A 21,686-nucleotide genomic window follows, 5' to 3' on the forward strand; every position below is an offset into this window, starting at 1 on the left:
TCTCCCCGCTCGGCTCTTCCCGCCCGGGTTCATTCCCGCTCGGTTTTGTCCTCTTCCGCACAAGAGTAACCAGGGATCTGTGCAGTAGGGCCACCAGCGGGTAACTTGCGTCCACCCCGGCCGTACGGCGGGGGCGGACGAGGGAGGTGTGGTGCGCGACGTCAGCACGCCCGCCCTGGTGACCCCGGCCCGTACCGGCGGCCTCGCCGACACCGTCCACGACCTGGCCGACCGGGTGCCCGCGCTGGCCCAGCTCGCCCGCCGGGACCCCGCGGACCCCGGCCGCTGGCACCACGTGTCCGCCGCCGCCTTCCGCGCCGAGGTAATGGCGCTGGCCAAGGGGCTGCTCGCGGACGGTCTGCGGCCCGGCGACCGGGTGGCGGTGATGTCCAGGACCCGGTACGAGTGGACGCTCTTCAGCTACGCGGTCTGGTCGCTCGGCGCGCACCTCGTCCCCGTCTACCCCACCGCCTCCACCGAGCAGCTGCGCGCGCTGCTGGCCGCGACCGGGGCCGACACGGTCGTCATCGAGCACGAGCAGCACGCCATGACCGTGGCGGCGGCCTGCGGCGCCGACCGCCCGCTGCGCCGCGTGTGGCAGCTCGACGAGGACTGCGTCGGCCTGCTCAGCGGGCTCGGCGGGCATCTGCCCGACGCCGAGGTGCACCGGCTGCGCGGGGCCGTCACCCCGCGGGACACCGCGGCGGTCGTCCAGACCTCCGGCACCACCGGACGGCCGCGCGGCTGCGTGATCACCCATGGCAACCTCGCCGCCGAGTGCGACACGCTGCTGGCGGGCTGGGGCCGGCTCACCGGGCCGCCCGGCACGCAGCCGTCGGTCCTGGCGTTCCTGCCGCTCGCGCACAGTTACGGACTGATGGTCCAGGTCGCCTGTCTGCGCGGCGGCATCCTGCTCGGCCACGAGCCCGAGCTGACCCCACAGGCGCTGCTGCCCGCGCTCGCGTCCTTCCGGCCCACCTTCCTCTTCGGCGTCCCGTACGTCTTCGAGAAGATCTACGACACCGCGCGCCGGACCGCCGAAGAGGCCGGCCGGCTGCGGCTGTTCGACGTCGCGACGGCCACCGCGCTGCGGTACGCACGCGCCGTCGAGCGCCGGGAGCAGGGCGGCGGGCACGGTCCGGGACCGGCCCTGCGCGCCCGGCACGCGCTGTACGAACGGCTGGTGTACGGGCACATCCGCGGGGTGCTGGGCGGGCGGGTGCGCAACGCCGTCTCGGGCGGCTCGCCGCTCCGCGCCGACCTCGGGCGGATCTTCGCCGGGGCCGGCCTGACCGTCTACGACGGGTACGGCCTCAGCGAGACGAGCGGCGCCGTCACGGCCCATCCGCCGGGGCGGGTGCGGTTCGGCACGGTCGGGCGGCCGCTGCCCGGCTGCGCGGTACGGATCGCCCAGGACGGCGAGGTGTGGGTGCGGGGCGACGTGGTCTTCGCCGGGTACGTCGACGAGCACGGGACCTCGCCGCACGACGGCTGGCTCGCCACCGGCGATCTGGGGCACCTGGACGAGGACGGCTACCTCGTGATCACCGGCCGCAAGAAGGACATCATCATCACCAGCGGCGGCAAGAGCGTCGCCCCGCTCGGCCTGGAGGAGCGGGTACGCGCGCACCCGCTGGTCTCGCAGTGCCTGGTGGTCGGCGACAACCGGCCCTACGTCGCGGCGCTGATCACCCTGGACCCCGATGCGCTGGCACACTGGCGGCGCTACCGCGGCGGGCTGCTCGACGCGCGCCCCGGCGACCCGCCGGAGGAAGGCGTGCGAGCGGCGGTGCAGCGGGCGGTCGCGGTCGCCAACGCCTCGGTCTCGCGCGCCGAGTCCATCCGCGCCTTCCGCATCCTGCCCGGCGAGTTCAGCGTCGCCGACGGCCTGCTGACGCCCTCGCTGAAGCTGCGCCGGGCGGCGATCGAGCGGGCGTACGCGGCGGAGATCGACGCGCTGTACGCGGGCTGAGCGACGCTCTCCGGGCGCGGAGCCGCAACACGATGGTGCGGCGACCGGCCATTCGTACGAATGCGGTCGTCCCGGACCACATCACGGTCCTGAAAAGTGCCGGCCCGGTCGACTTCGGCAACCTGGCGGCGGCCCGGCTCCGGCAGCCGTACGTTTCCCCGAACACCCGACCGCACCCCCACCCCACTCTCCCCACCACTTCCCACCACTCCCCACGAAGCGAAGTGATCGCATGACTCCACAGGCCCACAAACGCTCGCGCCTGACCACCCGGCTGGTGGCCGCGGCCGCCGCGTTATTACTCGGCGGCGGCGGGACCGCGCTGATCGCCGCCGGCGCCTCGGCCGACGGCGCGGACGAGAACGGAGCGGCGCAGAGTGACGGCCCGGCGGCCGTGGCCTCGACCGTGTCCTGTCCGGACGTCGGCGACCGGCTGCGCCAGGTGCCGCGCGGCGCCCAACTGCCGGTCTCCCGCGGGCTCGCCGCGCTGGACCGTCAGGTGGCGGCGGCGTACGAGAAGATGACGGCGGGCGGGCGCGGCGGCGGTACGGGCGCGGTGCTCCAGCAGCTGCAACAGCAGCGTGAGAAGACGATCGGGACGATGGCCAATGCCATCGGCCGGTCGGCACCCCGCCCCGACGCCCTGCTGAACATGAGCGCCTGCGAGCTGAAGCCCACGGGGCAGCCCATATCGGTGGGCGAGCAGCAGGGTGAAGGAGACGCGGCCCAGCAAGACCAACAAGGTCAGCAAGACCAACAAGGCCAGCAAGGTCAGCAAGGCCAGCAAGGCCAACAAGGCCAACAAGGCCAACAAGGCCAACAAGGCCAACAAGGCCAAGAGGACGCACAGCAAGGCCAGGACGGTGGCGCGAAGCTGCCGCCCGGCGGCCCCTCCCCCGACGACTTCGCCGACATCCTGTCCGTCCAGCCCAACGCCCAGCAGCCGCCGCAGGGCGACGGCGCCTCCACCGGTACGTTCGTCTCCGAGTGCGGCGTCAACGAGGAGGGCCACTTCAACTCCGACAACGTCATCGTGACGCCGGGCGTCAGCAACGGCGCGCACCACACCCACGACTACGTCGGCAACGAGTCCACCGACGCCTTCTCCACCGACGAGAGCCTGGCCGCGTCCGGCACCACCTGCGGCAACGGCGACCTGTCCACGTACTACTGGCCCGTCCTGCGCACCCTGGACGGCACCTCGGAGCACAAGCCGGGCGCGGGCCACGACGGCAATGTGGGCTCGGTCCTCACCCCGTCCGACGTCAAGCTCACCTTCAGCGGCAGCCAGGCCGGCGACGTGACCGCGATGCCGCGCTTCCTGCGCATCATCACCGGCGACGCCAAGGCGTTCACCAACGGCCCGGCCAACGCCAACGCCTCCTGGAGCTGCGTCGGCTTCGAGGACCGGCAGCTGAAGGACAAGTACCCGATCTGCCCGGACGGCGCCGACGTCGTCCGTACCTTCAACTTCCAGAGCTGCTGGGACGGGCAGAACACGGACAGCGCCAACCACCGTACGCACGTGGCGTTCGCCCAGGAGGACGGCTCCTGCCCGGCCGGGTTCCGCGCCATCCCGCAGCTCCAGGAGAAGATCACCTACGACGTGCCGGCCGGCGAGCAGTTCGCCGTGGACAGCTTCCCCGAGCAGCTCCACAAGCCGGTCACCGATCACGGCGACTTCATCAACGTCATGCCGGAGCAGCTGATGGACGAGGCCGTCGACTGCATCAACAGCGGCCGCGACTGCGGCTGATGCGTACCGCGGCCCCGGACCTGATGCGGTCCGGGGCCGCCACCGTCCGTGCCGGTCCGGTCCGCCGTCCACCGCTTTCTGACGTGAAGTGACAACTTTCGCAGGCGTTGAACGGCGGCCGCCCCGCCCCCCGTATCCCGCTCCGTATCCCCGTTCCGACGGCACCTCCGCCGCCCCCACCGAAGGAGATCCCCATGAGCAACCGAACCGCCCCGGTCAACAGGCGACAGGCGGGCATCGCCGTCACCGCCCTGGCCGTGCTCGCCCTGACCGCCGCCTGCGGCGACAAGGACTACGCCGCGTCCGGTGACCGGGTCCAGCCCGCCGGCCAGGGCGCCGCCGACAACGGCTACGGGTCGGGGTCGGACAAGGCCGGCGGATACGGCGAGGACGCCGCCGGCGGCGCCGCGGCCGGCGGACTGGGCGCGGCCGCCAAGACCCTCGCCGTCAAGGAGGCGCCGGGGCTGGGCAAGGTCGTCACCGACGGCCAGGGCTTAACCCTGTACCGCTTCGACAAGGACACCGCCAAGCCGCCGAAGTCCAACTGCGCGGGCGACTGCGCCTCGACCTGGCCGCCGGTCCCCGCGGCCGACGCCAAGGCCGCCACCGGCATCAACGCGGCCGACCTCGGCTCGGTCACCCGTGCCGACGGCGGCAAGCAGCTCACGCTCGGCGGCTGGCCGGTGTACCGGTACGCCAAGGACACCGCGCCCGGCGAGACCAAGGGCCAGGGCGTGGGCGGCACCTGGTTCGCGCTCGCCGCCGACGGCGGCAAGGCCGGCGAGGCGCCCGCGAAGAAGGAGAAACCCCCCGCCGCGCCCAAGGCGGACGTCTCGGTCGCCGACAACCCCCGCCTCGGCAAGCTCCTCGTGGACGGCAAGGGGCGCACGCTGTACCGCTTCACCAAGGACAGCCCCTGGCCGATGAAGTTCGCCTGCACCGGCGCCTGCCTGGACACCTGGAAACCCGCGGAACCGGCCGACAAGAGCAAGATCGAGGGGGTCCCGGCCAAGCTGATCACCACCGTCAAACGCCCCGACGGCACGAAGCAACTGGCCGTGGACTGCTGGCCCATGTACCTGTTCAAGGGGGACAAGGCGCCCGGCGACGTCAACGGGCAGGGCGTCAAGGGCACCTGGTTCGCGGTCGGCGCGGACGGCGAGAAGATCAGCAAGTCGGCGAAAGCGGCACCCAGCGCGTACTAGCGGGGCTCGGCCTTCGCCAGCCGCCCCCACACCACCAGCCGGTACGTCGAGGTGTACTCCGGTGTGCAGGTCGTCAGGGTGAGGTAGTACCCGGGCTCCGTGTAGCGGTGGCCGGGGTGGACGGAGCTGTACGGGATCCTCGCCAGCACCGTCCCGTCACCGGGTGTGGTCTGCGGCAGCGTCCGCTCGACGAGGTAGGTGTAGCGGGCGTCGGCGGTGTCGATGCGTACGGTGTCGCCGGGCCGCAGCCGGTCGAGGCGGCGGAACGGCTCACCGTGGGTGTTGCGGTGCCCGGCCAGCGCGACGTTCCCCGCGCGGCCGGGCTGCGCCGTCCGCGGGTAGTGGCCCACGTACCCCTTGTCGAGCACGCCCCCCTTGTCGACCCCCTCCGCGACCGGCGCGGTGACGCCGAGGCGGGGGATGCGGAGGACGGCGTACGCCAGGTCCGGGCGCGGGCCCGGCGACGGCGACCCGGACGGCGATTCCTCGATCACCGTCCGGTGTTCGCTGCGCATGCTCGGCGACGGCAGCGGTTCGAAGGCCGGCGGCGTGCCGCGCCACTCCCGCTCCAGCTCCGCCACCTGCCGCCGGGCGCTCGCCAGCGCCTCCCGGTTGGTCCACCACAGCTGGTGGACCACGAGCAGCATCAGGACGGCGCCGAGCGTCACTGCCAGCTCCGCCGCCGTCCACACCAGCCGCACCACCACCGGTATCCGCTTCCGCACGCGGGGCACCGTACGGCGTGCGGCCGGCAATCACCAGAGCGACGGCCCGGCTTCAGCCGCCCAGCGCGTGGGACACCGCGTAGATGCACAGGCCCGCCAGCGCGCCCACGACCGTGCCGTTGATCCGGATGAACTGCAGGTCCCGGCCGATGTGTGCCTCGATCTTCTTCGAGGTGTGCTCGGCGTCCCAGCCCGCGACCGTGTCCGTGATCAGCGACGTGATCTCGGCGCGGTACGTCGTGACGACGTACACCGCCGCGCCCTCCAGCCAGCCGTCGACCTTGTTCTGCAGCCGGCCGTCGGCGGCCAGCCGCTTGCCCAGCGACAGCAGCGCGCCGCGCACCCGCAGCCGCAGCTCGCTCCGCTCGTCCTCGGCGGCCGCGACCATCATCGCGCGCACCGAGCCCCACGCCGACGCGATCAGGTCCTGCACCTCGCCGCGGCCCAGCACCTCCGACTTCAGCCGCTCCACCCGCGCCCGGGTGTCCGTATCGGTCTGCAGGTCGCCCGCGAAGTCGGTCAGGAAGCGGTCCAGCGCGCCGCGCGCGGGGTGGTCCGGCATGTCCCGCATCTCCGTCACGAAGCGCAGCAGCTCCTTGTAGACCCGGTCGCCGACCTTGCGGTCCACGAAGCGCGGGGTCCAGCCGGGCGCGCCGCCGGCCACCGCCGCCATGACGGGCGCTGAGTGCGTGACGAGCCAGTCGTGCGCCCGCGCGCACACCAGGTCCACCATCCGGGTGTGGCCGCCGTCCGCGACGACCTTCTCCAGCATCGTGCCGAGCCCGGGGGCGATCTCCTGCGCGTCGGCGCGGCGGGTGATCGCCTCGCCGACCACGGCCTGTACGTCGGAGTCGCGCAGCACGGTCAGCGCGCCGCGCAGCGCCGTCGCCAGCTCGGCGGTGACCCGGTCCGCGTGCTCCGGCTCGGCGAGCCAGTGGCCGAGCCGGCGGCCGATGCCGACCTTGCGCAGCCGCTGCCGTACGACCTCGCCGGAGAGGAAGTTCTCCCCGACGAAGTCGCCGAGTGACTGCCCGAGCTGGTCCTTCTTCGTCGGGATGATCGCGGTGTGCGGGATGGGCAGCCCGAGCGGCCGCCGGAACAGCGCGGTCACCGCGAACCAGTCGGCGAGCGCGCCGACCATGCCCGCCTCGGCGGCCGCCGCCACATAGCCCGTCCAGCCGCCGGCCCCGGCCGCGCCGGCCCACTTGGCCAGCGCGTACACCACGGCGACGGCCAGCAGCAGACACGTGGCGAGGGTCTTCATGCGGCGCACCCCGCGCCGCTTCTCCTCGTCGGCCTCGTTGAATGTGAAACCGGCCACAGGGCCGCCCGCGGGGCCGGCCGCGGGGGCTCCCTCCGCACCGGCGGCCACGTCCGTCTCCGTCCGTTCCATCCGCTCCATCCGTTCGCCCCGTCCCCGTGTATGTCCAACTGTGACCTAGTCCCGGTCCCGCTCCTGGAACGAACCACGAGTTCCCGTCGTCCCACAGGTCGAGCGCAACGCCTCTCAGCCTGCCCGGCGGGAGGGAGCCGCCGGGCATCCGCACCGGCCGACATGGGATCATGACGGATCGATCGGACTGCGACGGCGCCGCTGATCAGACGCTGCCCTTGCCCATCCGGAGCCAGTGGCTCCGCCTTCTCCAGGAGAACGCCCCCGCATGAACAAAAGTGTGGGTTACGCCCTGCTCGCCGGCCTGGCGGCAGTGGTGGTCCTCGTCTCGACCGCGATCTTCGTCGGGGTCGGCGGCAACGGCGGCGGCACCGGCAGCGAGCCGCACAATCCGAACTCCGCGGCCCCCGCCGTCTCCGGCCAGTGGGTCGGCACCTGGTCCGCCTCCGCCGCGGCGGCCGAGCCGGGCACCCTCGACGGGTACGCGGGCATGTCGATACGGAACGTGATCCACACCAGCGTCGGCGGCTCCAGCGCCCGCATCCAGCTCTCCAACCTCTACGGCACCCGCCCGCTGGCCATCACCCACGCCACGATCGCGCTGGCCGCGGCCCCGAACAACCCCACCGCGGCGGCCGGCACGATGCGCCGCCTCACCTTCGGCGAGCGCACCTCCGTCGTCATCCCGGCCGGCGGCGCCATAACCAGCGACCCCGTGCGGCTGGACGTGCCGCACGACGCGGACCTGCTGATCACCACGTACTCCCCGGCCCCCTCCGGGCCCGTCACCTACCACCCGTACGCCCGCCAGACCTCCTACCTGGCGCGCGGCGACCGGGCCGCGGACGACGCGGGCACGGCGTACACCGAGCAGAGCCCGTACTGGCGCTACCTCACCGGCGTGGACGTGTACAGCCGCGAGGCCAAGGGCTCGGTCGTCGTGATCGGCGACTCGATCACCGACGGCATCACCTCCACCATGGGCGCCAACCACCGCTGGACCGACTTCCTGGCCGAGCGGCTGCGCGAGGAGCCCGGCGCGCCCCGCCTGGGCGTCCTCAACCAGGGCATCAGCGGCAACCGCCTGCTGATCGACGGCAGCCGCTACTCCCCCAACAACGGCCCCAGCGTGCTCACCCGGCTGGACCGCGACGCGCTCTCCCGCTCCGGCGTGCAGGCCGTCATCGTCGAGATCGGGCTGAACGACCTGTTCAAGACGCCGCGCCAGTGGGATCCCGAGAAGCTGGTCGCGGGCATGCGCAAGGTCGTCAAGCAGGCTCACGCACGCGGTCTGCGGGTCACCGGCGGCACGCTCACGCCGTTCTACGGCCACCGCGGCTACTCGGTCCGGATGGACCAGGTTCGACAGGCCGTCAACGCGCAGATCCGGGCCGGAAACGTGTACGACAACGTGGTCGACTTCGACAAGGCGCTGCGCGACCCCGCCCAGCCGAACCGGCTGCTGCCCGAGTACGACTCCGGTGACCACCTGCACCCCAGCGACGAGGGCTACAAGGCGATGGCCCGCTCGGTGAACCTCAAGCACCTCAAGGGGTCGGCGCCGGCGGCGCTGTAAGGACAGCGACCACCAGGGCGGCGGCGCGGGGCTAACCCAGCTCCTTGCGCCGCCGCTTCTCGTCCTTCTCCACGGCCCTGCGCTCGCGGCGCTCGGCCTTCAGGCGCTGCTTCTCCGCCTTGGTGACCTTCCGCTCCACGCCGACGCCGCCCCAGAACGCCAGGCCCGTCACGATCACCCGGGGCGCCCCGGGCTCGCCCGGCTCGCCCGTCAGGCCGTGGTCGAAGCCGCCCATGATGCCGATGCCGCGCACGTCGACCTCGACGCCCGGCGGTACGACGATGTTCACCCCGCCCATGATCGCGATGCAGTTGACGACCACCTCGCGGTCCGCGAACCGCGCCTCCCGCAGGTCGATCTCGCCGCCGCCCCAGAACGCGACCGCGGTGAAGCGCCGCCCGATGGTCCACCGGCCCGTGCGCTGGAACCCGCTCATGATGGCGATCCCGGCCGAGGAGCTACCCTCGCTGCCCACGATCCGCTCCGGCCAGGACGTCCCGTCGCCGCGCCCGGCCACCGGCAGCACCGGCTCGGCACGGCCGCCGGCCACCGGCAGGTCCGCCGTCAGCGGCACCAACTCGCCGTACGTACGCGCCGCGTACGCCGCCTCCAGCCGCTCGTCGAATTCCTCCATCCCCAGCCGGCCCTCCGCCAGCGCGTCCCGCAGGACCTCGGCGACCCGGTCCCGGTCGGCGTCCGAGGCCCGCAGCTCGGGGAGTTCGTCACTCATACGGACAGCGTAAACAGCGAACCGCCCGCCCGGTCCTCATTCGGCGCGGCCCGTGTACATCCGTGCGATCACGTCCTCGATGTCCGGCTCCCGTACCGACAGATCCACCAGCGGCCAGCGCTCCGCGACCGCCGCCACCACCGGCGCCGCGCTCTGCGACGCCGGGAACGCCAGCCACTGCCGCGGCCCCTCCACCTTTACCGTCCGCGCGCCCGGCACACCCTCGATCGGCGCCATCTCCCGCGCCAGGTCCACCACCAGCGTCCGCTCGCTCTCCCCCACCTCGTGCAGCCCCGCGAGCCCGCCGTCGTACACCAGCCGCCCGTGGTCGATCACCATCACCCGCCGGCAGAGCTGCTCGATGTCGGTGAGGTCGTGGGTGGTGAGCAGGACGGTCGTGCCCAGCGAGGCGTTCACCTCGCGCAGGAAGTCCCGCACCCGCGCCTTGCTGATCACATCGAGGCCGATCGTCGGCTCGTCCAGGTACAGCACCTCCGGGTCGTGCAGCAGCGCCGCCGCGATGTCCCCGCGCATCCGCTGCCCCAGCGAGAGCTGCCGCACGGGCGTCGCCAGCAGCGGCCCGAGATCCAGCAGTTCCACGCACCGGTCGAGGTTCTTGCGGTACGTGTCGTAGGGCACCCGGTACATCCGCCGCACCAGTTCGTAGGAGTCCCTGAGCGGCAGGTCCCACCACAGGGTCGTGCGCTGCCCGAAGACCACGCCCATCCGGCGGGCCAGCCGGGTGCGTTCGCGCGAGGGGTCGATGCCCGCCACCCGGATGCGACCGGAGCTCGGCACCAGAATGCCCGTCAGCATCTTGATGGTGGTGGACTTTCCCGCGCCGTTCGGCCCGATGTAGCCCACCATCTCGCCGCGCCCGACGGTGAAGGAGATACCGTCCACGGCCCGCACCTCGTGCCTGCTGCGCCGCAACCGGCCCGCCTTGCGCCGCACCTGGAAGGCCTTCGCCACCTCCGCCAGCTCGATGAAACCCGGCTCCGTACCGTCCGTCATGATCAGCTCCCCGTGCTCCGGTAACCGCGCAGCCCCGCCCGCCACGCCAGCGCCGCGCCCCCGCACATCACCGCGGCCACCACGGGCCCCAGGAAGTCCACCCAGCCCGGCAGCCCCAGCGGATCGTCGCGGCCGAGGAGGCGCAGCGCGGGCAGCCAGTTCACGAAGGCCAGCGGGATCACGAAGGTGGCGCCCCGGACCAGCTCCCTGGAGAAGACGGTGGGCGGGTACTGCAGCATCGCGTTTCCGCCATATGTGAAGGAGTTCTGCACCTGGGCGGCGTCCTGGGCGACGAACTGGAAAGCGGCACCGAGGGTGAAGATCGCGCCGAAGATGGCCGCGCCGCTCAGCAGCATCGCCACGACCAGCACCACCCGGCCCGGCGTCCAGTCCACCTGAACACGGGTCAGCGCCCAGCCCAGTACCGCCAGGGCCTGCAGCGGCCGCCCGATGCGACGCAGCGCGAAACGGTCGGCGGCCACCTGTACGTACACCGGTGCCGGGCGCACCAGCAGGACGTCCAGCGTGCCGTCGCGCACCCGGCTGCCGAGCCGCTCCACATTGCCCAGCAGCAGGTCCGCCAGGCCCAGCGCGGTGGCCGACGCACCGTAGAGCAGGGCCACTTCGGGCAGCCCGAAGCCGCCGAGCGCGTCGATGTGCGAGAACATCAGAAGGATCGCCACGAACTCCAGGCCGCTGCCCGCGGCATTGCCGACGGCCATGATCACAAACGACGCCCGGTAGGTGAGTGTGGACCGGACCCACATCGCTACGATCAGCAGGTACGCCCGTACGCCGTGCCGCACCGACGCGGCCCGCCCGAAGGACTCAGCCACCCTGCACCACCACCTTCCGGGTGGCCGCGGCCTGCAGCAGCCGGCCCGCCGCCAGCAGCACCGCGGCCCAGCCCGCCTGGAACGCCAGCGCACCCAGCAGTCCGAGGCCCGGGTACCGCCCCAGCAGCACATCGGCCGGCACCTGATGGGCCGAGGACCACGGCAGCATCCGCACGACCTCGCCGAACGTCCCTGGGAAGACCCGCAGCGGCAGCAGCGTGCCGGAGAAGAACATCGCGGCCAGCCCGCTGAGTACGGCCACTCCCGAGCTGTCCAGCAGCCAGAAGCCGGACAGCGCGACGAGGTAGCGCAGCGCGAAGCTGACCGTCACCGCGAGCGCCACCGACGCCAGGAACGCGGCCCACAGCAGCGGGGAGGCGGGCAGCGCGAGGTCGAAGAGGAGCGCGCCGGCCACCATCGGCAGCACGCCGCGGCCCAGCAGCTGGAAGCCGGCCCGGCCCAGGTCGGCGGCGAGCCACCACAGTTGCAGATCGGCCGGGCGGTACAGGTCGACCGCTATGTCGCCGCTGCGGATGCGCTCCTGCATCTCCTCGTGGAAGCCGCCGCCCATGGTCAGGGCGACGGTCGCCAGCAGCGCCTGGCCGACCCACACGAAGGTCAGCGCCTGCGCCTGGTCGTACCCGCCCAGGTGCGGCCGCTCGTGCCAGAGCGCCTGGAAGGTGTAGGCGATGAGGCAGCCGAAGACGGTGTTGGTGAAGACGCCGGCCGCCGTGGCCGTACGGTACGTCGCGTACCGCCGGAAACCGCCCCGCGCGACGGCCGCGTACAGTGCCACGGCTCCGCCCACTGCCCCGCCCCCCGCCGTCCGGTGCCAAAACACCCGAGGCTAGCTCTCTCGGCGGGGACGCACCACGCGTTTATCACCCGTGCCGGTGAGGCAGGGAACCCATTCGGCCGGTCACAGACCGGTCACATGTGCGTGCCACCCTCTGGGCCTGGAACGCATGATGCGAGAGTTTCTTATCGGGCGACAGTTTCTTTATCGGGCGACAGCTTCTTTTTGCAAGATAAGGGCTTTTTTTGGCGTAGGGCGCTAATCGCCCGCCACGACACCGATCCCGCCGCGGCACAACCATCGGCGGCGGCCGAGGAGTCAGTACTGACATGAACGACGATCCGCAGCAGGACGGCCAGGGAAGTAACGGTTCCCCGGGAGACGAACCGGGCACCGCCCCGCCCTCCGGCAAGAAGGGCCGCCCACGGCGCACCGGCTGGCGCCGCGCCGTGCCCACCTGGCGCATGACCCTCGGCGGCATCCTGGTGATCCTGCTGATCATCGTCGGCGGCTTCCTCGCCGGCTACCTCCTCGTCGGCATCCCGCCCGCCAACCAGGCCGCCAAGGCCCAGAGCAACGTCTTCCTCTTCACCGACGGCTCCCAGCTCGCCCGCGACGGCGACGTGAACCGCGAGAACGTCAAGCTCAACCAGATCCCCAAGAAGGTCCAGCACGCCGTACTGGCCGCCGAGGACCGCAACTTCTACAACGAGTCCGCGGTCAACCCCGTCGCCATGATCCGCGCCGCCTGGAACACCGTCATCGGCAAGGGCAAGCAGTCCGGCTCCACCATCACCCAGCAGTACGTCAAGAACTACTACCTCGGCCAGGAACAGACCGTCACCCGCAAGGCCAAGGAATTCTTCATCGCCATCAAGCTGGACCGCGAGGTGAGCAAGGACGAGATCCTGGAGGGCTACCTCAACACCAGCTACTACGGCCGCAACGCCTACGGCATCCAGGCCGCGGCCCAGGCGTACTACAACAAGGACGTCGAGGACCTGAACGTCGCTCAGGGCGCCTACCTCGCCACCCTGCTCAACGCCCCCAGCCAGTACGACATCGTCGTCCACCCCGAGAACCGGCAGCGCGCCGAGGCCCGCTGGAACTACGTCATGGACGGCATGGTCAAGAAGGGCTGGCTCACCGGCTCCCAGCGCGCCGCCATAAAGTTCGACCCGCCCGGCGTGGCCAAGACCCCCTCCGGCCTCGCCGGCCGCCGCGGCTACTTCGTCAACGCCATCAAGGACTACCTCACCGAGAACGACATCCTCGACAAGGACGACCTGGCCGGCGGCGGCTACCGCATCACCACCACCATCGACAAGAAGAAGCAGCTCGCCCTCGAAAAGGCCGTCGACGACCGCCTGATGGACCAGCTCGACAAGAAGAACCGCGACGCCGACAAGAACGTCCGGGCCGGCGGCGCCTCCATCGACCCCGCCACCGGCAAGGTCGTCGCCATGTACGGCGGCATCGACTACGCCCAGCAGTTCGTCAACGGCGCCACCCGCGCCGACTACCAGGTCGGCTCCACCTTCAAGCCCTTCGTCTTCGCCTCCGCCGTCGCCAACCACGCCACCACCCAGGACGGGCAGACGATCACCCCGCAGACCGTCTACGACGGCACCAACAAGCGGATGACCATCAGCGACGGACAGCCCACCGGCTTCGCCCCCGCCAACGAGGACGACAAGAGCTACGGCCAGATCACCGTCAGCGAGGCCACCGACAAGTCCGTCAACGCCGTCTACGCCCAGATGGGCATCGACGTCGGCCCCGACAAGGTCCGGGACACCGCCGTCGACCTCGGCATCCCCGCGCAGACCCCCGGCCTCGCCGAGTCCCAGGGCGCCATCTCGCTCGGCACCGCCACGCCCAGCGTGCTGCAGATGACCGGCGCGTACGCGACCCTCGCCAACCACGGCAAGCGCGTCCCGTACACCTTCGTTCAGAAGATCACCAAGAACGGCGAGAACCTCACCCTGCCCGACCGGCCCGAGCAGACCGCGATGCCCCGCGAGGCCGCCGACACCACCACCTCCATCCTGCGCAGCGTCGTCGAGAGCCCCGGCGGCACCGGCGCGGCCGCGCGCGCCGCCGGCCGCCCCGCCGCCGGCAAGACCGGCACCGCCGAGGAGGACAAGGCCGCCTGGTTCGCCGGGTACACCCCCGACCTGGCCACCGTCGTCGCCGTACTCGGCCAGAACCCCAAGACCGCGGCGCAGGAACCGCTGTACGGCGCGGGCGGCCTGGCCCGCGTCAACGGCGGCGGCTTCCCCGCCGAGATCTGGGCCGACTACACCGCGGCCGCCCTGGAGGGCAAGCCCGTCGAGGACTTCGACCTGGAGCTGGAGAGCGGCGCCACCGAACCGGCGCCCACGGCCACCGCGCCGCCCACCACCCCGGGCGGCGACACCGGGGCGCCCAGCACCCCGACGCAGACCCCGCCCACGGCCACGCTCCCGCCGACCACCGCGCCGCCCACCACCGTCGACCCGCCGGAGCCCACCTTCCCGTCCGAGCCGCCGCCCACCACGGCACCCACCGAGGACTTCCCGACGGTGGAACCGGGCGGCGGCGGCCCGGGCGGAGCGCCGGACACGCCGCCGGGACAGCAGTAGGACACACCGGACCCCGGTGGCCAGGCGGCCACCGGGGTCCTTTTTGTTCGTTTGTGACGGGCTCAGTGCCCGGAGGTCGCCTTCAGGCCCACGACGGCCACCAGCAGCAGACAGATGAAGAAGATCCGGGCCGCGGTCGCCGGCTCACCCAGCACCACCATGCCCACCACCGCCGCACCGGCGGCGCCTATGCCCACCCACACGCCGTACGCCGTACCGATCGGCAGCGTCTTCGCCGCGTACGACAGCAGGGCCATGCTCGCGATGATGCCCGCGCCCGTGAACAGGCTGGGCCACAGCCGGGTGAACCCCTCCGTGAACTTCATCCCGATCGACCAGCCGACCTCCAGCAGACCGGCGACGAGCAGCAGTATCCATGCCATGACGGCACCTCCATGACCAGCGCACTCGCGTGCGCGCATCTACAGGGGTGCGTCGTCTTGTCATGACCCGGTACGGCGCGTCTCGTCGGGATGTCTTCGACCATAGCAAGCCATGGCGAAACGGGCGGTGACGTCGGTCACCGCCCGCGGAAATATGGATTCGTGCAGGTCAGGCCAGGCGAGGCTAGGTCAGAGATACAGCCCGGTGGAGTCCTCGGCGCCCTCCAGGCGCTCCGCCGCCACCGCGTGCAGATCCCGCTCCCGCATCAGTACGTACGCGACGCCGCGCACCTCCACCTCGGCACGGTCCTCCGGGTCGTACAGCACCCGGTCCCCCGGCTCGACGGTACGGACGTTCTGCCCCACCGCGACGACCTCGGCCCACGCCAGCCGGCGGCCCACCGCGGCCGTCGCCGGAATGACGATGCCGCCGGTCGAGCGCCGCTCGCCCTCGGCGATATCGGTACGGACGAGCACCCTGTCGTGCAGCATCCGGATCGGCAGCTTGTCGTGGCTGTCCTGAGTGTTGTTCGGGCTCACGCCAAGACCGTACCTGCACCCGCGCACGGACCGGGCCCCGGCCCGGCAGGTAAGGCCCCGGAGCCTACGACTGGTACGTACGACCGGTGCCTACCACTGGTTCCTACGACCGGCGCTTGCGGGCGCTCATCGCGATCAGCCCCACCAGACCCACCGCGACCAGCGCCACCGGCACGATCCGCTCCATCCGCGGCGCGCCGTCCTCCGACACGAGCTGCGAGCGGACATCGGAGACCGCCCTGTTCGCCACCACGTACGCCCGCCCGGCCGTACGGTCCACGGCCGCCGCCGCCTTCGCCTTCGCGTCGCCGACGATCGTCTTGGGGTGCAGCCGCACGCCGATCTCGTCGAGCGTCACGGCGAGCTCCTGCCGCCGGCGGAGAATGTCCGCCTCGATCTGCGCAGGGGTCCTGGCATCCGACACCGCGCTGCCTCCGTCGTTTCGGCCGGTGAATACAGATCCTCAATGGTTCCTGATGGACAGTCTGTCAGCTCACCCCCCGTCCCGCTCCACGGCACCCCCGATCAACCCGCCCAAGCGTCGTACAAAGAGAGGAACCGGCCGATGGCGTAAGGGCCTGTCGGCGGCCCTCAGTAACCTCGGGACGGAACACATGTCCACCGAGGTCGGCACGCACCACCGACCCACCCTTTTCCCACTTCCGAGGAGAGCCATGAGCGAGCGACTGCAGCCCGGCGACACCGCCCCCGCCTTCACCCTCCCCGACGCGGACGGCAAGCAGGTCTCGCTCGCCGACCACAAGGGCCGCAAGGTCATCGTCTACTTCTACCCCGCGGCCCTGACCCCCGGCTGCACGAAGCAGGCGTGCGACTTCACCGACAACCTCGACTTCCTGGCCGGCCACGGCTTCGACGTCATCGGCATCTCCCCCGACAAGCCCGAGAAGCTCGCGAAGTTCCGCGAGAAGGAGGAGCTGAAGGTCACCCTCCTCGGTGACCCCGACAAGAGCGTCTTGGAGGCGTACGGCGCCTTCGGCGAGAAGAAGCTCTACGGCAAGACGGTGACCGGCGTGATCCGCTCCACCGTCATCGTCGACGAGGAGGGCAAGGTCGAGCGCGCCCTGTACAACGTCAAGGCCACCGGCCACGTCGCCAAGATCATCAAGGACCTGGGGCTGTAAGTCCCGAGGTCGTGCGGGGCGGCCTGCCGCCGGGGGGGGACCCTCCGGCGGCAGGCCGCCCCACTACGCCCCTCCGCCCTCAACCGCCCCACACCCGCCCTAAACGGCCCACACCGAGTGACGAATCTCGCGTTCTGCCTTCAAAGTGGTTTGACCGGCTCCCTATCCGCGCAGGCGCCCCTTTCGAAACGAGCCCACCGCGCAGTGCGCGGACCGACCGAGCGAGAGGACCGCACTCGTGCCGACCGGCAGTACCGATGCCGTCTCCGGGACCGAGCAGGACCGGGAAGCAGTCAGGCGCCACCGCATGCTCTTCCGTGCCGTCGCGCGCCGCAGGAACCCCAAACTCCGCCGCACCGACATCACCATCACCGACGAAAAGGTCGTGAAGCGCGCCGTCAAGGCCGCCGCCGTCGGTAATGCGATGGAGTGGTTCGACTTCGGCATCTACAGCTACCTCGCGGTCACGATCGGCCACGTCTTCTTCCCCAGCGGCAGCGACACGGCGAGCCTGCTCTCCTCGTTCGCGACGTTCGCCGTGGCCTTCCTCGTACGGCCCATCGGCGGCGCGTACTTCGGCCCGCTCGGCGACCGCATCGGCCGCAAGAAGGTCCTCGCCTTCACCATGATCATGATGGCCATCGGCACCTTCGCCATCGGCCTCATCCCGTCGTACGCCACCATCGGCGTCTGGGCGCCGGTCCTGCTGATCCTCTTCCGGCTGGTCCAGGGCTTCTCCACGGGCGGCGAGTACGGCGGCGCCTCGACCTTCATCGCCGAATACGCCCCCGACAAGAAGCGCGGTTACTTCGGCAGCTTCCTGGAGTTCGGCACCCTCGCCGGATACACCGGCGCGGCCGGCCTGGTCCTGCTCCTGAACACCCTCCTCGGCTCCGAGACCATGAGCGACTGGGGCTGGCGCCTGCCCTTCCTGGTCGCGGGCCCCCTCGGCATCGTCGGCCTCTACCTGCGGATGAAGCTCGACGAGACCCCGGCCTTCCAGAAGCTCGAGGCCAGCGAGACGCACAGCCCGACGGGCTCCCTCTCCGAGGAAGAGGCCGAGTTCTCCCACCTCTCCGAGAACGCCCCCAAGAAGAAGCTCGGCGAGATCTTCTCCCAGCAGTGGCCCGCGCTCATCCTGTGCATCTGCCTGGTCGGCGCGTACAACATCACCGACTACATGCTGCTGTCGTACATGCCGACGTACCTGACCGACACCCTCCACTACAAGGAGTCGCACGGCCTGCTGGTGCTGCTCGGCACCATGGTGGTCCTGATGCTGGTCATCAACTACGTCGGCCGCCTCAACGACCGCTTCGGCCGCAAGCCGCTGCTCATGACCGGCATGCTCGGCTTCTTCGTCCTCTCCATCCCGTCCTTCCTGCTGGTCAAGGACGGCAGCCTGCTGTTCGTCTGCGTCGGCATGCTGCTGATGGGCTTCTCCCTGGTCTGCCTGCTCGGCACGATGTCGGCGGCCCTCCCGGCCCTCTTCCCGACCAACGTCCGCTACGGCTCCCTCTCCATCGGCTACAACCTCTCCACGTCCCTCTTCGGCGGCACGACCCCCCTGGTCATCACCGCCCTGATGGGCGCCTTCAACGGCAACGAGATGGTCCCGGCGTACTACGCCATGGGCGCGGCCCTCATCGGCGTCATCGCCGTCCTCTTCATGAAGGAAACCGCCCAACAGCCCCTGGAAGGCTCCCCACCCTCCGTAGCCACCCACGAAGAAGCAGTCGAACTGGTCTCGGCCCAGTCGCCGGACCCGCGCTTCTGACCACGGGCCGCCGTCCCCGAATCCCCCGATCACCCGATCGGGGGATTCTTCATTCCCGCCCCTCACCCTCCGTAACTCTCGCTACTGTCCAGCCGTTGACCCGTTCGACACCAGAACAACCGGCCCCATCAGATGGCCGTCGAACGGGGGACCCCATGCCCGCCAGCCCATACACCCACGCCCGCCTCTCCGAGGCCGCCGCTTCCTCCCGCACCCTCTCGGAAGCCTTACTCCGCCTCGGCGTGGACCCGAAAAGCGGCTCCCGCCGCTACATCCACACCCGCATGAAGTCGATGGGCATCGACATCTCGCACTTCGAGCGGGAGGACACCACGCGCTGGACGAAAGACATCCTGGAGTCGGCCGTAGCCATCTCGACCAACATGTGCGAGGTCCTCCGCCACCTCGGCCTCGACGTCGTCGGCGGCCATCACACCCACATCAGCCGCCGGATACGGGCCTTGGGGATCGACACCTCGCACTTCGGCGCAAAGCCGCTCCCCGGGTCGGATGCACGCCGACGTCGCGCTCGGGAAGAACTGCTGCGGAAGCAGGATCCTGCCGACGCCCGCCGTATCCCGGCACAGCGGCTGAGGCGCGCCCTGCTGGCCCGCGGCGCGGACGAGTACTGCGCCGTGTGCGGCATCGGCCCGACCTGGCAGGGCGAACCGCTGCCGCTGGAGGTGGATCACATCAACAGCGACTGGCGCGACAACCGCCCGGAGAACCTGCGCTTCCTGTGCCCGAACTGCCACTCCACGACGGACTCCTACCGGGGCCGCAACAAGGGCCGTCGAGCTGCGGGCCACGAGGTGTCGGCATGAGTAGCGGAATCAAGTACACCCGAGAGCAGATGGCTCAAGCGGCAGAGTCCTGCGCGGACATCGACGAAGTCATCGCCTTTTTCGGCTCTCGCCCTTATAAACGACTCCGAAGCTACCTGGTACAGCGCTTCGCCCATTTCGACATCGATGTCTCGCACTTCCGTCGCCACGCGTACGGGAGGCACAGCGCTACCGCCCCCGACACGCTGCCGCAGGTCGTCTCCACCTCGCGTTCCCTGGCAGACGCTCTGCGCAGGCTCGGCCTGCCCGACAACGCCACCACACGGAGACTGCTCCGTCGGTGGATCGCCGAAGGGACACTCGACACCTCACATTTCCTGGGGCAGGCCCATCAGCGGGGCAAGCCAGACTTCTTCAGGCTCCGCGCCGACGAGATCCTGGTGAAGCGCAACGCGGGTCGGCGGACCAATACGCCTCTGCTGCGCCGCGCACTGCGGGAGATCGGCGTGGCTGAGCAGTGCGCCACATGCGGCTCCGGCCCTTCGTGGCACGGGCGGCCAATGACGCTGGAGATCGATCACATCAACGGCGACTGGAGCGACGACCGGCGCGAGAACCTACGACTGCTGTGCCCCAACTGCCACGCGATCACCAGTACCTGGTGCAGAGGCGGTCGTCGGCGATCAGCCTAGGCAAGCCTCGCTCAACCGGTACCATGGCGGCGTACGCACGCGCCCGTACGCCAATAGGTTTGAGCGGCGATCTTTAGGTGGTCGTGTTTGTCGGTTCGAGTCCGGCCGGGCGTACCTTCGCCGAAGGCCCGGCTCGCGCACCCCGCGAGCCGGGCCTTCCGCATTTCTTGGCTGCGGCGGCTCAGCCCAGCAGCTCCCGGACCACCGGCGCCAAGGCGCGGAAGGCCTTGCCTCGGTGGCTGATGGCGTTCTTTTCGTCCGCCGTCAGTTCCGCGCAGGTGCGGGTTTCGCCTTCGGGCTGGAGGATCGGGTCGTAGCCGAAGCCGCCGGTGCCGGCGGGGGTGTGGCGGAGGGTGCCCTCCAGCTTGCCTTCGACGACGCGTTCGGTGCCGTCGGGGAGGGCGAGGGCCGCGGCGCAGGCGAAGTGGGCGGCGCGGTGTTCGTCGGCGATGTCGGAGAGCTGGGCGAGGAGCAGGTCCAGGTTGGCCTGGTCGTCGCCGTGGCGGCCGGCCCAGCGGGCGGAGAAGATGCCGGGGGCGCCGCCGAGTACGTCCACGCAGAGGCCGGAGTCGTCGGCGACGGCGGGGTGGCCGGTGGCCTGGGCGAGGGCGTGGGCCTTCAGGAGGGCGTTCTCGGCGAAGGTGACGCCGGTTTCCTTGACGTCGGGGACGTCCGGGTAGGCGTCGGCGCCCACCAGCTCGATGTCGAGGTCTGCCGCCGCGAGGATGGCGCGGAGTTCGGTGATTTTGCCGGCGTTGCGGGTGGCGAGGATCAGGCGCTGGTGCTTCATGGTGAGCGATTATCCCGGTCCGGGACCACGGTCCTGGCGGGCCCCGCCGCCCAGCGCCCGGTCGGACCGCATGGCATGAGCGGCCCCCGCCCGGCGCCCGATGCGGCCTCGCTCGCCGATCGGCCGCGCCCGCCTCGTCCGGCGGGCGGCCGCCGCCCCCCGCTCGGTAGGGCGGCCGACCCCCCTTAGGCGGGCCGCCCCACGTGCCCCCGCACTCAGCCCGGAGTGCAGATCTTGGTCAGTTCCGAGGCGGCGGATTCGATGGGGGCGGTGTCGGGGGTCTGGCCCTTGTCGAGGGACTGCTGGGCGTCCTTGACGCCGCGGGAGAGGTCGTCGACGGCCTTGCCGATGTCGGCGTTGTCGCTCTGGTCGCCGAGCTCGTCGAGGTTCTTGTCGATCTTGTCGAGGGCCTGCTGGGCCTCCGCGGGGTTTTCGGCCCCGCCGGAGAACGCCTGCTGGAGCTCGTCGACGTTCTTTCCGACGGCGGTGGCGGTCTGTGCGCAGTCCATGGCCGTCTGGACGGCCCCGCAGCCGGTGAGGACGGGCACGGCCAGGGCGACGACCGCCACGGCTGAGGCGGTGATCATGGCCTTACGGCGGCGGGCGAAGCGGTACGCGGACATGGGCAGGGCCCTCCCTATGCAATGAACAGGTAAAGGAAGGAACGCATGGCGTCCGGTTTTGGTTGCCGACGCCGCCGGATTGCGGCGGAAGGTCAGGTAAGTCCGGTGATGAGGCCGGTCTGGGTCAGGAACATCGCGAGGACGACCACGAGGGTCCAGCCGAGGACGTGTTCCATCCAGGGCGAGTGGTCGTTGGGGCCGCCCGTGCGGGCGGCGGGTGCGTCGAGGGCGGCGGCAGCGGCTTCAGCAGGCATGACGGTGTGGTTCCTCGTCGTGGGGTGCTGGTGGACGCGCACCCGGGTACCTCGCGGTACGGGTGCACGTCCC

General features: G+C 71.0%; 21 protein-coding genes, 1 tRNA gene and 1 riboswitch. Of the genes, 10 read left to right on the plus strand and 12 right to left on the minus strand.

Annotated elements, in window-relative coordinates; all coding sequences use genetic code 11:
• Nucleotides 1–151 precede the first annotated feature (151 nt).
• From IF04_RS0102680 to IF04_RS0102690, 3 genes are all read left to right on the plus strand, one after another.
• Complete coding sequence (locus tag IF04_RS0102680; protein ID WP_030250183.1) at nt 152–1,972, plus strand: AMP-dependent synthetase/ligase; 1,821 nt, start codon at nt 152–154, stop codon at nt 1,970–1,972.
• 232 nt (nt 1,973–2,204) lie between these two features.
• Complete coding sequence (locus tag IF04_RS0102685) at nt 2,205–3,728, plus strand: DUF1996 domain-containing protein (RefSeq protein WP_030250186.1); 1,524 nt, start codon at nt 2,205–2,207, stop codon at nt 3,726–3,728.
• A 194-nt stretch (nt 3,729–3,922) separates the two neighbouring features.
• Nucleotides 3,923–4,933 (plus strand): SCO0930 family lipoprotein, encoded by a 1,011-nt coding sequence (locus tag IF04_RS0102690; protein WP_037957972.1) that lies wholly within the window; start codon nt 3,923–3,925, stop codon nt 4,931–4,933.
• Here IF04_RS0102690 and IF04_RS0102695 read toward each other — a convergent pair.
• Nucleotides 4,930–5,667, minus strand: a complete 738-nt coding sequence (locus IF04_RS0102695; RefSeq protein WP_157847593.1) for a class E sortase — start codon at nt 5,665–5,667, stop codon at nt 4,930–4,932. The two genes, IF04_RS0102690 and IF04_RS0102695, sit on opposite strands and share 4 nt — an antisense overlap.
• Before the next feature lie 43 nt (nt 5,668–5,710).
• The gene (locus IF04_RS0102700; RefSeq protein ID WP_030250194.1) at nt 5,711–7,060 is read right to left on the minus strand and encodes a DUF445 domain-containing protein; all 1,350 of its coding nucleotides are present in this window, start codon (nt 7,058–7,060) and stop codon (nt 5,711–5,713) included.
• Nucleotides 7,061–7,319: 259 nt separating this feature from the next.
• Between IF04_RS0102700 and IF04_RS0102705 the strand changes: the two genes are divergently transcribed.
• The gene (locus tag IF04_RS0102705; RefSeq protein WP_030250197.1) at nt 7,320–8,627 is read left to right on the plus strand and encodes an SGNH/GDSL hydrolase family protein; all 1,308 of its coding nucleotides are present in this window, start codon (nt 7,320–7,322) and stop codon (nt 8,625–8,627) included.
• A gap of 31 nt (nt 8,628–8,658) precedes the next feature.
• Here IF04_RS0102705 and IF04_RS0102710 read toward each other — a convergent pair whose 3' ends face one another.
• From IF04_RS0102710 to IF04_RS0102725, 4 genes are all read right to left on the minus strand, one after another.
• Nucleotides 8,659–9,357: a DUF1707 SHOCT-like domain-containing protein gene (locus tag IF04_RS0102710; RefSeq protein WP_037957976.1), complete on the minus strand. Its 699-nt coding sequence runs from the start codon at nt 9,355–9,357 to the stop codon at nt 8,659–8,661.
• 36 nt (nt 9,358–9,393) lie between these two features.
• Nucleotides 9,394–10,371, minus strand: coding sequence for an ABC transporter ATP-binding protein (locus IF04_RS0102715; RefSeq protein ID WP_030250202.1), 978 nt, complete (start codon nt 10,369–10,371; stop codon nt 9,394–9,396).
• A 2-nt stretch (nt 10,372–10,373) separates the two neighbouring features.
• Nucleotides 10,374–11,138 (minus strand): ABC transporter permease, encoded by a 765-nt coding sequence (locus IF04_RS0102720; RefSeq protein WP_078599784.1) that lies wholly within the window; start codon nt 11,136–11,138, stop codon nt 10,374–10,376.
• A gap of 61 nt (nt 11,139–11,199) precedes the next feature.
• Nucleotides 11,200–12,003: an ABC transporter permease gene (locus tag IF04_RS0102725; protein WP_030250206.1), complete on the minus strand. Its 804-nt coding sequence runs from the start codon at nt 12,001–12,003 to the stop codon at nt 11,200–11,202.
• Nucleotides 12,004–12,332: 329 nt separating this feature from the next.
• Between IF04_RS0102725 and IF04_RS0102730 the strand changes: the two genes are divergently transcribed.
• Nucleotides 12,333–14,627, plus strand: coding sequence for a transglycosylase domain-containing protein (locus tag IF04_RS0102730; protein ID WP_030250209.1), 2,295 nt, complete (start codon nt 12,333–12,335; stop codon nt 14,625–14,627).
• A gap of 62 nt (nt 14,628–14,689) precedes the next feature.
• Here IF04_RS0102730 and IF04_RS0102735 read toward each other — a convergent pair whose 3' ends face one another.
• The 3 genes from IF04_RS0102735 to IF04_RS0102745 all read right to left on the minus strand — a co-directional run bounded on the left by IF04_RS0102735 (nt 14,690) and on the right by IF04_RS0102745 (nt 15,974).
• On the minus strand, nt 14,690–15,010 hold the full coding sequence (locus tag IF04_RS0102735; RefSeq protein WP_030250211.1) for a DMT family transporter: 321 nt from the start codon (nt 15,008–15,010) through the stop codon (nt 14,690–14,692).
• Nucleotides 15,011–15,056: 46 nt separating this feature from the next.
• A riboswitch (guanidine-III (ykkC-III) riboswitch) is annotated at nt 15,057–15,122 on the minus strand.
• A gap of 77 nt (nt 15,123–15,199) precedes the next feature.
• Nucleotides 15,200–15,502, minus strand: coding sequence for a GroES family chaperonin (locus tag IF04_RS0102740; RefSeq protein WP_019711573.1), 303 nt, complete (start codon nt 15,500–15,502; stop codon nt 15,200–15,202).
• Between the two features lie 151 nt (nt 15,503–15,653).
• A complete protein-coding gene (locus IF04_RS0102745; protein ID WP_030250217.1) occupies nt 15,654–15,974 on the minus strand; it encodes a DUF3618 domain-containing protein in 321 nt (106 codons plus the stop codon).
• Nucleotides 15,975–16,224: 250 nt separating this feature from the next.
• Here IF04_RS0102745 and bcp point away from each other — a divergent pair, with 250 nt between their 5' ends.
• The 5 genes from bcp to IF04_RS0102770 all read left to right on the plus strand — a co-directional run bounded on the left by bcp (nt 16,225) and on the right by IF04_RS0102770 (nt 20,060).
• Nucleotides 16,225–16,692, plus strand: coding sequence for a thioredoxin-dependent thiol peroxidase (gene bcp, locus IF04_RS0102750; RefSeq protein ID WP_030250220.1), 468 nt, complete (start codon nt 16,225–16,227; stop codon nt 16,690–16,692).
• A 307-nt stretch (nt 16,693–16,999) separates the two neighbouring features.
• Nucleotides 17,000–18,469 carry an MFS transporter gene (locus tag IF04_RS0102755; protein ID WP_169746105.1) on the plus strand — a complete coding sequence of 490 codons (1,470 nt, stop codon included), beginning with the start codon at nt 17,000–17,002 and terminating at the stop codon, nt 18,467–18,469.
• A gap of 155 nt (nt 18,470–18,624) precedes the next feature.
• Nucleotides 18,625–19,293, plus strand: coding sequence for an HNH endonuclease signature motif containing protein (locus IF04_RS0102760; RefSeq protein ID WP_030250225.1), 669 nt, complete (start codon nt 18,625–18,627; stop codon nt 19,291–19,293).
• Nucleotides 19,290–19,946, plus strand: a complete 657-nt coding sequence (locus IF04_RS0102765; protein ID WP_030250227.1) for an HNH endonuclease signature motif containing protein — start codon at nt 19,290–19,292, stop codon at nt 19,944–19,946. The genes IF04_RS0102760 and IF04_RS0102765 overlap by 4 nt, the downstream gene beginning before the upstream one ends.
• Nucleotides 19,947–19,985: 39 nt before the next feature.
• Nucleotides 19,986–20,060: transfer RNA gene (locus IF04_RS0102770), tRNA-Leu, on the plus strand.
• A gap of 67 nt (nt 20,061–20,127) precedes the next feature.
• Here IF04_RS0102770 and rdgB read toward each other — a convergent pair.
• From rdgB to IF04_RS38060, 3 genes are all read right to left on the minus strand, one after another.
• Nucleotides 20,128–20,736 carry an RdgB/HAM1 family non-canonical purine NTP pyrophosphatase gene (gene rdgB / locus IF04_RS0102775; RefSeq protein ID WP_030250229.1) on the minus strand — a complete coding sequence of 203 codons (609 nt, stop codon included), beginning with the start codon at nt 20,734–20,736 and terminating at the stop codon, nt 20,128–20,130.
• 215 nt (nt 20,737–20,951) lie between these two features.
• Nucleotides 20,952–21,359 (minus strand): hypothetical protein, encoded by a 408-nt coding sequence (locus IF04_RS0102780; protein ID WP_030250231.1) that lies wholly within the window; start codon nt 21,357–21,359, stop codon nt 20,952–20,954.
• Nucleotides 21,360–21,451: 92 nt separating this feature from the next.
• Complete coding sequence (locus IF04_RS38060) at nt 21,452–21,613, minus strand: SCO1431 family membrane protein (RefSeq protein WP_106975513.1); 162 nt, start codon at nt 21,611–21,613, stop codon at nt 21,452–21,454.
• Nucleotides 21,614–21,686: the final 73 nt, after the last annotated feature.

This window comes from Streptomyces violens (assembly GCF_000717745.1).
In the GTDB taxonomy this organism is placed as follows: Bacteria; Actinomycetota; Actinomycetes; order Streptomycetales; family Streptomycetaceae; genus Streptomyces; species Streptomyces violens.

Excerpts from the sequence above, each read along its gene's own strand:
- IF04_RS0102685 (WP_030250186.1), top strand. The coding sequence starts at position 2,205 with ATGACTCCACAGGCCCACAAACGCTCGCGCCTGACCACCCGGCTGGTG.
- IF04_RS0102690 (WP_037957972.1), top strand. The coding sequence starts at position 3,923 with ATGAGCAACCGAACCGCCCCGGTCAACAGGCGACAGGCGGGCATCGCC.
- IF04_RS0102700 (WP_030250194.1), bottom strand. The coding sequence starts at position 7,060 with ATGGAGCGGATGGAACGGACGGAGACGGACGTGGCCGCCGGTGCGGAG.
- IF04_RS0102705 (WP_030250197.1), top strand. The coding sequence starts at position 7,320 with ATGAACAAAAGTGTGGGTTACGCCCTGCTCGCCGGCCTGGCGGCAGTG.
- IF04_RS0102710 (WP_037957976.1), bottom strand. The coding sequence starts at position 9,357 with ATGAGTGACGAACTCCCCGAGCTGCGGGCCTCGGACGCCGACCGGGAC.
- IF04_RS0102715 (WP_030250202.1), bottom strand. The coding sequence starts at position 10,371 with ATGACGGACGGTACGGAGCCGGGTTTCATCGAGCTGGCGGAGGTGGCG.
- IF04_RS0102720 (WP_078599784.1), bottom strand. The coding sequence starts at position 11,138 with ATGTGGGTCCGGTCCACACTCACCTACCGGGCGTCGTTTGTGATCATG.
- IF04_RS0102730 (WP_030250209.1), top strand. The coding sequence starts at position 12,333 with ATGAACGACGATCCGCAGCAGGACGGCCAGGGAAGTAACGGTTCCCCG.
- IF04_RS0102735 (WP_030250211.1), bottom strand. The coding sequence starts at position 15,010 with ATGGCATGGATACTGCTGCTCGTCGCCGGTCTGCTGGAGGTCGGCTGG.
- IF04_RS0102740 (WP_019711573.1), bottom strand. The coding sequence starts at position 15,502 with ATGCTGCACGACAGGGTGCTCGTCCGTACCGATATCGCCGAGGGCGAG.
- bcp (WP_030250220.1), top strand. The coding sequence starts at position 16,225 with ATGAGCGAGCGACTGCAGCCCGGCGACACCGCCCCCGCCTTCACCCTC.
- IF04_RS0102755 (WP_169746105.1), top strand. The coding sequence starts at position 17,000 with ATGCTCTTCCGTGCCGTCGCGCGCCGCAGGAACCCCAAACTCCGCCGC.
- IF04_RS0102760 (WP_030250225.1), top strand. The coding sequence starts at position 18,625 with ATGCCCGCCAGCCCATACACCCACGCCCGCCTCTCCGAGGCCGCCGCT.
- IF04_RS0102765 (WP_030250227.1), top strand. The coding sequence starts at position 19,290 with ATGAGTAGCGGAATCAAGTACACCCGAGAGCAGATGGCTCAAGCGGCA.
- rdgB (WP_030250229.1), bottom strand. The coding sequence starts at position 20,736 with ATGAAGCACCAGCGCCTGATCCTCGCCACCCGCAACGCCGGCAAAATC.
- IF04_RS0102780 (WP_030250231.1), bottom strand. The coding sequence starts at position 21,359 with ATGTCCGCGTACCGCTTCGCCCGCCGCCGTAAGGCCATGATCACCGCC.
- IF04_RS38060 (WP_106975513.1), bottom strand. The coding sequence starts at position 21,613 with ATGCCTGCTGAAGCCGCTGCCGCCGCCCTCGACGCACCCGCCGCCCGC.